The organism is uncultured Sphingosinicella sp., from assembly GCF_963974575.1.
Taxonomy (GTDB): Bacteria; Pseudomonadota; Alphaproteobacteria; order Sphingomonadales; family Sphingomonadaceae; genus Sphingosinicella.
The window spans coordinates 116,493-129,689 of record NZ_CAXBBQ010000001.1 but is presented as its reverse complement, the minus strand read 5'-3'; the positions used below and the strand labels follow the sequence as shown (position 1 = coordinate 129,689).

Here is a 13,197-nt window from a genome sequence, read left to right as displayed (position 1 = left end):
GCCGATGGAACACGTCGCTTCCGCTGTGCCCGCATGGGCGCTTCTCGCTTACCTCGTCTCCGGGGTTCTGTTCATCCTCGCGCTGCGGGGGCTTTCGTCGCCCGAGACCAGCCGCGCGGGCAACCGCAACGGCATGATCGGCATGGGGATCGCGGTGGCGACGACGCTCGCCACGCACGACATCGCCTCTCTGCCCGAGATCGCGGCCGCGATCATCCTCGGCGGCGGTATCGGCTTCATCGTCGCGCGGCGCATCGCCATGACTGCGATGCCGCAGCTCGTCGCGGCGTTCCACAGCCTCGTCGGCATGGCCGCCGTGCTGGTGGCGGCGGCGGCGTTCCTCAATCCGCAGGCGTTCGGCATCGCGGGCGCGGACGGCGAAATCTTCCCGGTCAGCCGTATCGAGATGGGGCTCGGCATCGCCATCGGCGCGATCACCTTCTCCGGCTCGGTCATCGCGTTCCTGAAATTGAACGGCAACATGTCGGGCGCCCCGATCCTGCTGCCGCTGCGGCATGTGATCAACCTCGGCACGCTCGTCGGCATTCTCGGGCTTATCGCATGGTTCACGCTTGAACCGTCGCCCGACGCCTGGGTTTTCTGGACAGTAACGGGCCTCGCCTTCCTGATCGGCTTCCTGCTCATCATTCCGATCGGCGGCGCGGACATGCCGGTCGTCGTCTCGATGCTGAACAGCTATTCGGGCTGGGCGGCAGCGGCGATGGGCTTCACGCTGCAGAACACGGCGATGATCATCACCGGCGCGCTGGTCGGCTCCTCGGGCGCGATCCTCAGCTACATCATGTGCCGCGCGATGAACCGCAGCTTCATCAGCGTCATCGCCGGCGGGTTCGGCGCCGAGGCGGGGCCTGCGGGCGCAGCCGCCGCCATAGACCGGCCGTGGAAGCGCGGCTCCGCCGAGGACGCCGCGTTCCTGATGCAGAACGCCGAGAAGGTCATCATCGTGCCGGGCTACGGCATGGCGGTGGCGCAGGCGCAGCACGTGCTGCGCGAGATGGGCGACAAGCTGAAGCACCAGGGCGTCGACGTGCGCTATGCGATCCACCCGGTGGCGGGCCGTATGCCGGGGCATATGAACGTGCTGCTCGCTGAAGCCAACGTGCCTTACGACGAGGTGTTCGAGCTTGAGGACATCAACACCGACTTCGGCCAGGCCGACGTCGCGTTCGTGATCGGCGCCAACGACGTCACCAATCCGGCGGCAAAAACCGACAAGACCTCGCCGATCTACGGGATGCCCGTGCTCGACGTCGAAAAGGCGAAGACCGTGTTGTTCATCAAGCGCTCGATGGGCGGGGTCGGCTATGCCGGCGTCGACAACGAGCTCTTCTACCGCGACAACACCATGATGCTCCTCGCCGACGCCAAGAAAATGGTCGAGGAAATCGTCAAGACCATGGATTGAGGTCGCGCGCGAAACCTTAAACGCCATAGTGCGTTGATCTGCCATACCAATACAGGGGACAGACCGATCATGCGCGTTTCCACGACCCTCATTCCTTTGGCCGCCCTGCTGGCCGGAGCTTGCGCGAGCAAGGCCGAACAGCCCGTCGCGCCCGCTGCACCGCCGCCCGCGGCTTATGCGCAGCTTCTCGACAAGGATGGCGCCACGAAGGGCCGCGCGGTGCTCACCGAAGCAGGGGGCAGCGTCAACGTCGGGCTCGTGCTCGAAGGCTGGCCCTCCGGCACGTACGCTTTCCATGTCCACGGTGTCGGTCTTTGCACCGCGCCGGACTTCACCTCCGCGGGCTCGCACTTCAACCCGACGGGCGCGAAGCACGGCCAGCACAAGGGCGACCTGCCGAACGTCATCGTCGGTGCGGACGGTATGGGGCGCGTTGAGGCGCGCATCGAAGGCGCAACGCTCTACAGCGGCGAGACGCCGATCCTGGATACCGACGGCGCGGCCGTCGTCGTTCACGCCAAGCCCGATGACGGCGTCACCGATCCGGCAGGAAACGCGGGGCCGCGTCTTGCATGTGGAGCCGTCGTCACCAAATAGCGCAGCCACAGGCTTTCAAGGAGGCTGCAGGTGAGCGTCGATCAGCGTGCATTTGAAGAGGTGATGGCCCGCGCCGGGTTCGATTCGCGCGATCCGCACGCCGTGCGTGCGCGCGTTGAGGCGCTGGAAGCGCTGCTCGAACGGTCGATCGCCGTGCCGGGCATCAACTACAAGATCGGTCTCGATGCCGTTCTCGGCTTCGTTCCCGTTGTCGGCGACATCATCGCTGGACTGATGTCCGCCTACATCATCTGGGAAGCGCGCAACCTCGGCATGTCGCGCTGGCACATTGCCCGAATGGCGGGGAATACGCTGTTCGACACCGCGATCGGCTTCGTGCCGCTGCTCGGCGATGCGATGGATGTGCTGTTCCGGTCGAACACGCGCAACCTGCGCATCATCAAGAAGCACATGGACAAGCACCACCCGAAGACGGCAGTGGTCGAAGGCACCGTCACCCGCCGCGCCAGATAAGCACGGCTGCGCCATCCGCTGCGCCCGGCGCGCGGCAGGTGGCGTAATTGTAGTCGAGGTCCATGCACAACCGCACTTCGTTTAGCCAGCCGCGGTTGTTCACGGCAATCGCGATTGCGTCTGAAGGCAGGCCGATATTGGCCTTCACAAAGGCTTCGCGCACCATGCCTGCTGTCAGGGTCTCGCCGCGAAGCTCTCGGAGATCGGGATGCTTCACGCCGTCCCACAGCGATTTCGCCGCGCCGAAATAGGCCTCCGCGCTTGAAAAGGCGCAGGTGCCGTGCGCCGCCCACTGGTGCTGCATCAGCTGCACCGAAGGCATCATGCAATAATGCTGGCGCACGAGCGCCTCGCCCACCGGCTGCGCCACCGCACAGGCGCGGGGCGACGGACCTGCCGCGCTGTCCACCCAGAGACCGTGCAAGATGAAATCGAAGTCATTGTCCGCACACTGGCCTTCGTGGGCGGCCGCGTCCTTGCGGAACCGGCAGAATTCCGGCGACCACGACATCGCAAGCACATAGGCCGCCGCCGGTGCGTCCGGCGTCACGTCCGGCAGGCTCGCAGTCCGCGGCAGGTCCAGCTTCGCGGGGATGTTGCATTCCGCCGTCGCTGTGCCGGCGGAATCATCCGCCGTTCCGCAGGCCGCGAGGCAGAGCGCTAGCAGCAGACGCTCAGGCGCTCGCAAGGTCGAGCCCGATATCGGCGGCGGGGGCGGACTGCGTGATCCGGCCGACCGAAACATAGGTGACGCCGGTTTCGGCCATGCCCCGGATCGTATCGAGATTGACCCCGCCCGATGCTTCGGTCGGCACGCGCCCCGCGACGAGGCTGACAGCCGCGCGGAGCTCCGGAACGCCCATATTGTCGAGCAGCAGGTGCGTCGCGCCTGCCGCAAGCCCCGGCTCGATCTGGTCCACCCGGTCGACCTCCAGAATGATGCTGGCGATACCTGCGTCCTTCGCCCGGCGCACGGCCTCGCCGACGCCCCCCGCCACCGCGACGTGATTGTCCTTAATCATTGCCGCGTCCCACAGCCCCATGCGGTGGTTCTGCGCGCCGCCCATGCGTGTCGCGTATTTTTCGAGGAGCCGCAGCCCGGGGATGGTCTTGCGCGTATCGAGCAGGATCGCGCCCGTGCCCGCGATGGCATCGACATAGCGGCGCGTGAGCGTCGCAATGCCGGAGAGGTGCTGCACGGTGTTGAGCGCCGAGCGTTCGGCGGTGAGCATGGCGCGGGCGAGGCCGGAAAGGCGCATCAGGTCGGTGCCCGCCGCCACCCGGTCGCCGTCCTTCGCGAGCATCTCGATCTCCACCTCAGGATCGAGCGAGCGGAAGAAGGCGGCGGCGATGTCGAGGCCGGCGACGACGATGGCGTCGCGGCTGTCCATCACACCGTGGAAGCGCGCGTCCGCCGGAATCACGGCGGCGGAGGTGATATCGCCCGCGTCGCCCAGATCCTCGGCGAGCGTGGCGCGCACGAAAGCCGCCGTGTCGAAGCCTGCGATCGCCATGTTCATTTCCCCATCAGTTCCCGGCGCGCGAAGGACAGCATCAGCGCGGCGCGGTAGGCGTGTTCGGCGGCGTTGGCGGTGCCGGTGTGGCCGCCTTCGATGTTTTCGAAGTAGTCGAAGGCGTGGCGTTGCTCAGCCAGCCGAGCTGCATACTTCCGGGCGTGGCCGGGGTGGACGCGATCGTCCTTCGTAGACGTATAGATGATGACGGGCGGGTATTTCGCGCCCGGGCGCAGGTTCTGGTACGGCGAATATTTCGCGATGAACGCTCGGTCCTCCGCCACGTCGGGATTGCCGTATTCGCCCATCCACGATGCGCCCGCGAGCAGCCTGTTGTAGCGCAGCATGTCGGCGAGCGGCACGCCCATGATGACGGCGTCGAAGAGGTCCGGCCGCTGCGTCATCGCGACGCCCACGAGCATCCCGCCCTGCGAACGGCCCGAAACGCCAAGTTTCGAGGTCAGCCCGGCGCGCTTCAGATCCTCGGCGACGGCATAGAGATCGTCGAAACTGTTCTGGCGCTTCTCGCGCAGCGCCGCCTCGTGCCACGCCGGGCCGTATTCACCGCCGCCGCGAATGTTGGCGATCACGAAGCTGCCGCCGTCCTTCAGCCAGAATAGCCCGCCCGGGCCGATCTGGTAGGGATTCTTGGTGAGGTAGGTCGGCTTCTGCGCGCTCCGGAAGCCGCCGTAGGCGTGCATGATCGTCGGCAGTGGGCCTTTCGTGCCTGCCGGACGCACGACGAAATAAGGGATGCGCGTGCCGTCCTTCGAGGTTGCGAAGCGCTGCTCAACGGAAATCGAGGCGGGATCGAAGAACGCCCGAAGCGCGGCAACCTCTACGGGTGCGCTGCCGCCGCGCACTGCCGTCAAAGTCTCGGGGCTGGCGAAGCTCTCGGTCGTGTAGAAGGCGGTGTCGTTCGCGCCCCCGGCCACCGCGAGCGTCACCGCGCTGTTCGGCGGCACCGGCACGGTTTCCGCCGTCCAGCCGGCTGCGGTCGGTGTGAGCGCGATCAGCCGCCCGGCGACATCCTCCAGCAGCGACACGTAGAGGCGTCCGCTGCCCGCGACGACAGACTCGATCGCCTGTTTCCGCGAAGGCGCATAGACCTGCTCGACCGCCGCCGGACCCCCGACGACGAGCGTTGCCGCGTCATAGGCGACGAGCGCGCCCGCCGCATAGGTCTTGCCGCCGTAAACCCAATCCTTGTGCAGCAGCGCGACGACGCGGCTGCCGAGCATGTCCTCGATCGTTGCCGTCTCCGGCAGCGGCGAACGAATGAGCGTGCCGTCCAGGTTCAGGTGGAAGGTCTCGGCGGTCCAGAAATCGGGATGGCGCGTGATGCGTGGCCACATGCGGCCTTCGCTGCCGGTTGCGCTCGCATCCATGCCCATGTCGCCGGCCTTGCCCTCGGCGAGCAGCGCAGCCTCCGCCATCGGCGTACCGCGTTTCCACAGGCGGACCTGACGCGGGTAGCCCGATTCGGTCACGTCTCCGCCGTGCGCGGTGGCGATCATCAGCCGGTCGAGATCGACCCACGCGACGTCGCCCTTCGCCTCGGGCGTCTCAAAGCCGCCGCTAACGAACGCGCCCGCGTCCATATCGAACTCGCGGTAGACGAGCGCGTCGGAGCCGCCGTCGGACAGGCCGACCATGCAGCGGGCATAAGCGGGCGCAAGGCACGCGGCGCCCTTCCACACCCATTTCCGCCCGTCCGCCTTCGACATCGCATCGAGGTCGATCAGCGTGCGCCACACCGGCTTTCCGGCGGCGAAAGCGTCGAGATCGGCAATGCGCCACAGCCCCTGCGGGTTCTTCGCATCCGTCCACAGGTTCGTCACCTTGTCCCCCAGAATCGCCTCGGGCACGGCGATGCGGCTGTCGTCCTCCAGGATCGCCTGCATCTCGGCCTGCAGCGCCTTGAACGCCGGGCTTTCCGTCCGCAGGCGCTTCTCGGTCGCGGCATTCCACGCGCGCACCTGATCGAGCGCGCGGGCGCCCTCGACCTCTTCAAGCCAGAGGTTGGGATCGTCTTCGGCCGCAGATGCGGCGGGTGCAGTCGCCAGAGTCAAAGCCGCCATCAACAGAATGGAAAAACGCATGGCGTTTCGTCCCTAAGACGCTTGTTACCGGACGCATCAAGTGAAACGGATTCGGGGCAGGGTCAATTCCACACTCGTCGTCATACCTGCGCAGGTATGACGAGTTGGTGGGCGAAAGCATCAATCCCCAGTAACCCGCACGCTCGAAATGTCGCCCTGACCCACCGTGGATGAGGCCATCGCCAGCATCCGTTCGAGCGGTTTCAGGGCCTTCGTGCGGATGTCCTCGTCCATCTCGATCACCGGCTTGAGGTCGCGCAGTGCGAGGTAGAGTTTTTCCATCGTGTTGAGCGCCATGAACGGGCAGTTGTTGCAGCTGCAGTTTCCGTCTGCGCCCGGCGCACCGATGAAGGTCTTGTGCGGGGCGGCCTTTTCCATCTGGTGGATGATATGGGGCTCGGTGACGACGATGATCGTTTCCGCCGGGCTTTCGAGCGCGAATTTCAGGATCGCGCTTGTCGAGCCGACGAGATCGGCGTGGTCGAGGATGTTGCCGGGGCATTCAGGGTGCGCGGCGACGGGCGCGTCCGGGTGCTGCGCCTTCAGCTTCAGAAGTTCCTTTTCGCTGAACGCCTCGTGCACGATGCACGCGCCCGGCCACAGCAGCATCTCGCGGCCGAACTTGCGCGAAAGATAGCCGCCGAGGTGCCGATCCGGCCCGAAGATGATCTTCTGGTCCCTGGGCAGCTGGCTGATGATCTTCTCGGCCGAGGACGAGGTGACGATGATGTCGGAGAGCGCTTTCACCGCCGCCGAGCAATTGATGTAGGTGAGCGCGATGTGATCGGGGTTCGCCTCGCGGAAACGCTTGAACTGCTCGGGCGGGCAGGAATCTTCAAGGCTGCATCCGGCGTCCATGTCCGGCAGGATCACGGTCTTCTGCGGGGAGAGAATCTTCGCGGTTTCCGCCATGAAGCGCACGCCGCAGAAGGCGATGACGTCCGCGTCCGTGTCCGCGGCCTTGCGCGAGAGGTCGAGGCTGTCGCCCACAAAGTCCGCGATGTCCTGGATCGCGGCCTCCTGATAATAATGCGCGAGGATCACGGCGTTGCGTTCCCGCTTCAGCCGGTCGATCTCGCTCAGCAAATCCTTGCCCTTCGGCAGCTCTGCGCGGCGTGCATCCATGTCGTCGATACTCCTAAAGTGCGTAGCCGCTCTCGTCCGGGAAACGGACGATGATGCGGGCGTCGATTCCGGCGGCGGCGAGCGGCAAGGCAAAGCCGCGCTCCACGGCGGTGCGCGCGGAACCGCGCGCGAGTTCCCGAAGGAGGGTGGTATCGGCTTCCTTGAGCACGGCCTCCCTGATCTTGCGGCGGTTGGCGGCGTCGATGACCTCTTCGGCATTGCCGAGCGCCATCAGGATCGTGCCGCCGCCGTATTCGCGGACGTTCGCCATATCGACCTGCGGCTCGTCGAGCTGGATATCGGGCAGGCGCACCGTCATCACGCGGCTGCCTTCGTCCCACACCATGTCGTCGCGGCGGACCTTCGAATAATCGATGTCGTAGCGGACCGTGGCAGGCACGATCAGCGTCTTTTCCGCCGACAGACCGAGCTTTTCGACGCGCGTCGTCACCGCGACCGTGAAACGCCCGGCGAACACAGTGAGCTTGTTCTGCGCGCGGACGGCCTCAAGGCTGGCGGCGGCGATGGACCGCGCATCGAGCGGCTTGTCCTCTCCGCGGCCCAGGAAAAAGGCTGCGAGGGCACCGAGCAGCAGACCGGCGGCGAGCGTCAGAACGGTTTTCACGCGGCCTTCTCCCACACGTCTCCGTCCGCGCTTACCATGCCGCGCGCCTGAAGGTCGATCAGGTGCGCGAGCACCGAACGGCCCGCCGCCGGGTGCAGCCGGGGATCGACAGAGGCGTACATCGCGGCGACGAGATCGGGGATCGCCTTCGGGCTGCCCTCCAGCAGGCGCAGGATCTGGCCCTCGCGTTGACGGCGATGCGCGATGTAGCCGCGCACCAGCCGCTGCGGCTCGGTGACGGGTTCGCCGTGCGTGGGATAATAGACGGTGTCGTCGCGCGTCTGCAGCAACTTCAGGCTTGCCATATAGTCGCGCATGTCGCCGTCGGGCGGCGTCACGACGCTTGTCGACCAGCCCATCACATGGTCGCCGGTGAACAGCGCCTTTTCCTCGTGGAGCGCGAAGCACAGGTGGTTCGATGTGTGGCCGGGGGTGTGCACCGCCTCCATCGTCCAGCCGCCGTCCGCCCATGTGCCGCCGGGCACGACCTCGCCGTGCGCGAGCACACGGTCGGGGGTGTAGGTGCTGTCGAAGGCGGCGTCGGTGCGGGGGCCGTCGTCTTCCAGCACCAGCGGCGCGCAGCCCACGACCTCGGCGCCGCTCAGCGCCTTCAGCCGCACGGCGAGGGGGCTGTGATCGCGGTGCGTGTGGGTAATGAAGAGGTGGCTGATCGTCTCGCCCGCCGTGGCGGCGAGGATGGCGTCCAGATGCGCGTCCTCGTCCGGGCCGGGGTCGATCACGGCGACCTTGCCGCTCCCCACGATATAGGTGCCGGTGCCGAGGAAGGTGAACGGGCTCGGATTCCGCGCAAGCACGCGGCGGACGAGCGGCGATATACGCTCGCTTGCGCCATAGGGTGCGGCTTCGATCGCGGCCTTGATGTCCATTGTTCCCATGTGGCAGCGCGAAGCGCCGCTGCCAAGGGCAGACGCCCTATAGCGGCACGATCTCGTTGAAAGGTGTGTCCTTGTCGGGCCGCAAATCCCCCGGCAGGCCGAGCACGCGCTCGGCGATGATGTTGCGCAGAATCTCGTCGGTGCCGCCCGCGATGCGGAGGCCCGCGGACCACATGTAGGCGCCCTGCAGGCGCTGCAGGTCGCTGTCCTTTTCGCCCGCCGCGAAGCCTGCGCTTTCGGACAGATCGAGCGCGAAGGCCGCCATGTCCTGCATGGTTTTCGCGACGACGACCTTGGAGATCGATTGCTCCGCGCCCGGCGTCTTGCCCTGCGAAAGCGCAGAAAGCGCGCGCATCTGCGTGAGCTTCACACCCTCATCGCTGATGTAGGTGTCGGCGATGCGGGCGCGGACGTCCATGCGTTCGATCGCGGGGCCCTGTTCGGTGTCGATGCCCTTCGCAAGCTCCATCAGCGTGCGCCAGCCGGGCGAATTGCGCGGCTTGCCGCCGACCGCGAGGCGCTCGTTCATCAGCGTGGTGAGCCCGGCCTTCCAGCCGTCGCCGACCGCGCCGATCCGCCATGCGTCGGGCACGCGCACGCTATCGAAGAACACTTCGTTGAAGTCCGCGCCGCCCGACATTTGTTTGAGCGGCCGCGCATCGACGCCCGGCGCGTGCATGTCCACGATGAACATGGTGAGCCCCTTGTGCTTGGGCGCGGACGGATCGGTGCGGGTGACGATGATGCCGTAGTCCGAAAGGTGCGCGAACGTCGTCCACACCTTCTGGCCGGTGATGATCCAGTCGTCCCCGTCGCGCACCGCCTTGGTGCGGATGCCTGCGAGGTCGGAGCCGGCGATGGGCTCGGAGAACAGCTGGCACCAGATTTCGCTCCCCTCCAGCGCCTTCGGTACGAAGCGTTCGATCGCCTCCTTCGGGCCGTGCGTGAACACCGTGGGGATGCACATGCCGAGGCCGATTGAATAGAGGCCGGTTGGCGCGGCGGATTTCGCCTCCTCCTGCCCGAAGATGATCGCGTTCATCGGCCCGAGGCCCTGCCCGCCGAACGCCTTGGGCCAGGTGAGGCCTGCGTAGCCGGCTTCGTATTTCTTCTTCTGCCAGCTTTTCTGACGGGCGACGAATTCGTCCTGCGATTTCGGTTCGGGAAGGCCTTGGTATTCCTTCGCCGCCTCGGCGATCCAGGCGCGGACCTTGGCGCGGTATTCGGCTTCCTGTGGGGTGTCGTTGAAATCCATATCTTGTCTCCCTCAGGCGGCAGCGCGGTTGCGCTGTTCGAGCGCGCGCACCAGCCGGTCCGCCCAGAACGCGCGGCTGCCGAGCGCGGCACTGATCTGCCGGGCGCGGCGGTAGTAGAATTGGCAGTTCGATTCCCACGTGAAGCCGATGCCGCCGTGCAGCTGCACATTCTCCTCGGCGGTGAAGCGCACGGCGTCGAGGCTCGCGGCGCGCGCGGCGGCGGCGGCGTGGCGCAGCTCGTCGGCATCCGCCGCGAACGCCCATGCACCGTAGAGCGCGTGGGCGCGGGCGAGTTCGAGCTTGATGTACATGTCGGCGCACTTGTGCTTGACGCCCTGATAGCGGCCGATGCGCTGGCCGAAGGCGACACGGTCCTTCGCGTAGCCCACCGCCATTTCCATTGCGGCGCTCGCCGTGCCGATCGCTTCGAACGCGAGGATCACGGCGGCGCGATCGAGGAAGCGTTGGTAGTCTGCGGATGTGCCGAGAGGTTCGGCGGGGGTGCCGTCAAGCGTGATCGTGCCGTGCTTGCGGACGAGATCGAGCGTCGCGGCGGGCGCGACGGCGGCGTCTTTCAGATCGACGAGCCAGAGCGCCGGGCCGTCCTCTCCTGCGGCGGTCACGACCGCGAGGCTCGCGGCGAGCGCGTCTGCGACCGGGGACTTCGTGCCCGTGAGCCTGCCGCCCTCAGTGCGTGTCGCGGGGATCGCGGCGGGCGAATTCGCGCCTTCGCCCCATGCGTAGCAGGCGATGACGCTGCCTTCCGCGATGCCGGGCAGGTATTTCGCCTGCTGCGCTTCGGTCCCGGCAAGAAGCAGCGCCTCGGTTACGAGCAGCGTCGAGAGGAAGGGGACGGGGGCGAGGCTGCGGCCGAATTCCTCGGCGAGCACGCAGCTCTCCTCGGGCGACAGGCCGACGCCGCCGTGCGCCTCCGGCACGCGCGCGGCGGTGAGGCCGAGGTCGACGACCTGCCGCCACAGCGCTGTATCATAGGGCGCATCCGAATCCATGATGCGCCGCGCCGCGTCGGGGCCCGCGTGCTGCGTCAGCATACGCCGGGCGGACTCGCTGAGCGCGCGTGCGTCGTCCGAGAAATCGAAATTCAAGAGACCCTCCCACGGTTGTTGGGCGAAGCATGTGCCGCTGAGGCGGCGCGCGCATCCCGTGACTTGTGAGAGGCGTCTATTTTCGTGCGAAAAGCGCGTCAGCGGCGGATTTCACGCTGCCCGCCGCGGTGAGCTTGGCGCGTGTCCGCCCGATCTCGGCTTCAAGCGCGGCGATGCGCGCCCTCAGTTCGTCCTGCGACAGCGGATCGAGATCCTGCCGCGTGAGCAGGGTCAGCGGATCGTCTTTCGTTTTCGGCAGAAAATCGTCGTCCATAGGGTTAACCCGTGCCTGGAATGGCCGCGCAATCTGCGCTAGAGGGGCGCCGCGAACAAGGGGGAGGATGACGTCATGGCCGGGGTTCCAGTGGACATGATCGCGATCGACCCCGAAGGCCCCGGCGGCCCCGAAGTGCTCGTCCCCGTCCACCGTCCCGTCCCCGTGCCGAAGGACGGCGAAGTGCTCGTGAAGGTCGCAGCGGCGGGCGTGAACCGGCCCGACGTGCTGCAGCGCCTCGGCCTGTATCCGATGCCACCGGGCGCACCTTCGATACCGGGGCTGGAGATCGCGGGCGAAATCGTCGCTTTGGGCAGCGGAACCGGGCGTTTGCAGATCGGCCAGCAGGTGTGCGCGCTCGTCGCGGGCGGCGGCTATGCGCAGTATTGCACGGTCCCCGAAGGCCAGTGCCTGCCGGTGCCCGAAGGGCTGACGCTCATCGAGGCGGCGAGCCTGCCGGAGACGTATTTCACGGTGTGGTCGAACCTCTTCGAGCGCGGCTACGGCGCCCCGGGCGAAACCGCGCTGATCCACGGCGGCACGAGCGGCATCGGCGTCACTGCGATCCTGCTCTGCAAGGCATTCGGGCTGACGTCGATCGTCACCTGCGGCAGCGCGGAAAAATGCGCGGCGGCGCTGGCGCTCGGCGCGGATCACGCGATCGATTACAAGGCGCAGGATTTCGTTGCCGAGGTTGCCGCGATCACCGGCGGGCGCGGGGTCAACATCGTGCTCGATATGGTGGGCGGCGATTATCTGGCGCGCAACATCAAGTGCCTCGGCGAAAGCGGGCGTCATGTGTCGATTGCGTTCCAGCGCGGCCAGACCGGCGAGCTCGATCTCGGCGCGGTCATGCGCAAGGGACTGATCCTGACGGGATCGATGCTGCGCCCGCGCAGCATCGAATATAAATCGCTGCTTGCTGACAGCCTCGCCGCTGATGTCTGGCCGCTGTTCGCGGGCGGTGGCTTGAAGGCCGTCGTCGACCGCGTGTTCCCGCTGGAAGCCGCGGCGGACGCGCATCGTTATCTCGAATCTGGCGAACACGTGGGCAAGGTCGTACTGGAGATCGCGCATGGACAGGCTGACGCTGCATGAAGACCCGGTTTCGGGCAATTGCTACAAGATCCGCCTGACAGCGGCGCACCTCGGCTTGCCGCTGGAGCGCAAGCTCTACGACATCCGCAAGGGTGAGACGCGCACACCCGCCTATCTTTCCACCGTGAACGCGAACGGCCGCGTGCCGGTGCTGCAGGTCGGAGAGCGCTATCTGCCGGAATCGAACGCGGCGATCTTCTACCTTGCCAAAGGCTCGGCGCTGATCCCGGCGGACCGCTGGGACGAGGCGGACATGCTGCGCTGGATGTTCTGGGAACAGTATAACCACGAGCCAAACATCGCGACGCTGCGCTTCTGGCTCGCGTACGTGGGGCGCGACGCGCTTTCGGATGCGCAGCGGGCGCAGATCGACGGCAAGCGCGCGGGCGGCGAAGCGGCACTCAAACTGATGGATGCGCATCTGACGCACCGCCAGTGGTTCGTCGGGAACAGCCTCAGCCTCGCCGACATCGCGCTCTACGCTTACACGCATGTGTGCGAAGAAGGCGGCGCGTTCGACCTGACAGGCTATCCGCGCGTGCAGGCTTGGCTCGCCCGCGTTGCCGGTCTGCCGGGGCATATCCGGATCGACTCGCACGCTTGATTCCGCCGCGACTCGCGCAAAACCTTCATAATTCGGCCTGCAAATCGTAACGCAACACCGCGATACGCTGGCGCGCAAACAGCCGTCCGCCAGTGGAGGT

Annotated in this window: 14 protein-coding genes; 5 read left to right on the top strand and 9 right to left on the bottom strand. The window is 66.6% G+C overall.

What is annotated here, in order from left to right; all coding sequences use genetic code 11:
- The first annotated feature begins 4 nt into the window (after positions 1-4).
- From AAC014_RS00675 to AAC014_RS00665, 3 genes are all read left to right on the top strand, one after another.
- A complete protein-coding gene (locus AAC014_RS00675; protein WP_339702890.1) occupies positions 5-1,426 on the top strand; it encodes an NAD(P)(+) transhydrogenase (Re/Si-specific) subunit beta in 1,422 nt (473 codons plus the stop codon).
- 69 nt (positions 1,427-1,495) lie between these two features.
- Positions 1,496-2,023 (top strand): superoxide dismutase family protein, encoded by a 528-nt coding sequence (locus tag AAC014_RS00670; RefSeq protein WP_339702887.1) that lies wholly within the window; start codon positions 1,496-1,498, stop codon positions 2,021-2,023.
- A 63-nt stretch (positions 2,024-2,086) separates the two neighbouring features.
- Positions 2,087-2,497: a DUF4112 domain-containing protein gene (locus AAC014_RS00665; RefSeq protein WP_339703929.1), complete on the top strand. Its 411-nt coding sequence runs from the start codon at positions 2,087-2,089 to the stop codon at positions 2,495-2,497.
- On the opposite strand, the gene AAC014_RS00660 is transcribed toward AAC014_RS00665, so the two are convergent.
- The 9 genes from AAC014_RS00660 to AAC014_RS00620 form a co-directional block, all read right to left on the bottom strand.
- Positions 2,478-3,185, bottom strand: a complete 708-nt coding sequence (locus tag AAC014_RS00660; protein WP_339702884.1) for a ribonuclease T — start codon at positions 3,183-3,185, stop codon at positions 2,478-2,480. The genes AAC014_RS00665 and AAC014_RS00660 overlap by 20 nt on opposite strands.
- Positions 3,172-4,017, bottom strand: a complete 846-nt coding sequence (gene nadC, locus AAC014_RS00655) for a carboxylating nicotinate-nucleotide diphosphorylase (protein WP_339702881.1) — start codon at positions 4,015-4,017, stop codon at positions 3,172-3,174. Before nadC ends, AAC014_RS00660 begins: the two co-directional genes overlap by 14 nt.
- Entirely contained in the window at positions 4,014-6,113 is a 2,100-nt protein-coding gene (locus tag AAC014_RS00650) for a prolyl oligopeptidase family serine peptidase (protein WP_339702878.1), read from the bottom strand. The genes nadC and AAC014_RS00650 overlap by 4 nt, the downstream gene beginning before the upstream one ends.
- Positions 6,114-6,233: 120 nt before the next feature.
- Positions 6,234-7,238: a quinolinate synthase NadA gene (nadA, locus tag AAC014_RS00645; RefSeq protein ID WP_339702875.1), complete on the bottom strand. Its 1,005-nt coding sequence runs from the start codon at positions 7,236-7,238 to the stop codon at positions 6,234-6,236.
- A gap of 13 nt (positions 7,239-7,251) precedes the next feature.
- Positions 7,252-7,863: a DUF4230 domain-containing protein gene (locus tag AAC014_RS00640; protein ID WP_339702872.1), complete on the bottom strand. Its 612-nt coding sequence runs from the start codon at positions 7,861-7,863 to the stop codon at positions 7,252-7,254.
- Positions 7,860-8,759, bottom strand: a complete 900-nt coding sequence (locus AAC014_RS00635) for an MBL fold metallo-hydrolase (protein ID WP_339702869.1) — start codon at positions 8,757-8,759, stop codon at positions 7,860-7,862. Before AAC014_RS00635 ends, AAC014_RS00640 begins: the two co-directional genes overlap by 4 nt.
- Before the next feature lie 37 nt (positions 8,760-8,796).
- Positions 8,797-10,014, bottom strand: coding sequence for an acyl-CoA dehydrogenase family protein (locus AAC014_RS00630; RefSeq protein ID WP_339702866.1), 1,218 nt, complete (start codon positions 10,012-10,014; stop codon positions 8,797-8,799).
- Between the two features lie 12 nt (positions 10,015-10,026).
- Entirely contained in the window at positions 10,027-11,121 is a 1,095-nt protein-coding gene (locus tag AAC014_RS00625) for an acyl-CoA dehydrogenase family protein (RefSeq protein WP_339702863.1), read from the bottom strand.
- Positions 11,122-11,197: 76 nt separating this feature from the next.
- Positions 11,198-11,395, bottom strand: a complete 198-nt coding sequence (locus AAC014_RS00620) for a DUF1192 domain-containing protein (protein ID WP_121051176.1) — start codon at positions 11,393-11,395, stop codon at positions 11,198-11,200.
- 75 nt (positions 11,396-11,470) lie between these two features.
- Here AAC014_RS00620 and AAC014_RS00615 point away from each other — a divergent pair, with 75 nt between their 5' ends.
- Both AAC014_RS00615 and AAC014_RS00610 read left to right on the top strand, forming a co-directional pair.
- Positions 11,471-12,493, top strand: a complete 1,023-nt coding sequence (locus AAC014_RS00615) for an NAD(P)H-quinone oxidoreductase (RefSeq protein ID WP_339702854.1) — start codon at positions 11,471-11,473, stop codon at positions 12,491-12,493.
- Positions 12,471-13,097, top strand: coding sequence for a glutathione S-transferase family protein (locus tag AAC014_RS00610; protein WP_339702851.1), 627 nt, complete (start codon positions 12,471-12,473; stop codon positions 13,095-13,097). Before AAC014_RS00615 ends, AAC014_RS00610 begins: the two co-directional genes overlap by 23 nt.
- Positions 13,098-13,197: the final 100 nt, after the last annotated feature.

What these genes read in the sequence shown, in the direction of transcription:
- AAC014_RS00675 (WP_339702890.1), top strand. Translation starts at nt 5, where the DNA reads ATGGAACACGTCGCTTCCGCTGTGCCCGCATGGGCGCTTCTCGCTTAC.
- AAC014_RS00670 (WP_339702887.1), top strand. Translation starts at nt 1,496, where the DNA reads ATGCGCGTTTCCACGACCCTCATTCCTTTGGCCGCCCTGCTGGCCGGA.
- AAC014_RS00665 (WP_339703929.1), top strand. Translation starts at nt 2,087, where the DNA reads ATGGCCCGCGCCGGGTTCGATTCGCGCGATCCGCACGCCGTGCGTGCG.
- nadC (WP_339702881.1), bottom strand. Translation starts at nt 4,017, where the DNA reads ATGAACATGGCGATCGCAGGCTTCGACACGGCGGCTTTCGTGCGCGCC.
- AAC014_RS00650 (WP_339702878.1), bottom strand. Translation starts at nt 6,113, where the DNA reads ATGCGTTTTTCCATTCTGTTGATGGCGGCTTTGACTCTGGCGACTGCA.
- nadA (WP_339702875.1), bottom strand. Translation starts at nt 7,238, where the DNA reads ATGGATGCACGCCGCGCAGAGCTGCCGAAGGGCAAGGATTTGCTGAGC.
- AAC014_RS00635 (WP_339702869.1), bottom strand. Translation starts at nt 8,759, where the DNA reads ATGGGAACAATGGACATCAAGGCCGCGATCGAAGCCGCACCCTATGGC.
- AAC014_RS00630 (WP_339702866.1), bottom strand. Translation starts at nt 10,014, where the DNA reads ATGGATTTCAACGACACCCCACAGGAAGCCGAATACCGCGCCAAGGTC.
- AAC014_RS00620 (WP_121051176.1), bottom strand. Translation starts at nt 11,395, where the DNA reads ATGGACGACGATTTTCTGCCGAAAACGAAAGACGATCCGCTGACCCTG.
- AAC014_RS00615 (WP_339702854.1), top strand. Translation starts at nt 11,471, where the DNA reads ATGGCCGGGGTTCCAGTGGACATGATCGCGATCGACCCCGAAGGCCCC.
- AAC014_RS00610 (WP_339702851.1), top strand. Translation starts at nt 12,471, where the DNA reads ATGGACAGGCTGACGCTGCATGAAGACCCGGTTTCGGGCAATTGCTAC.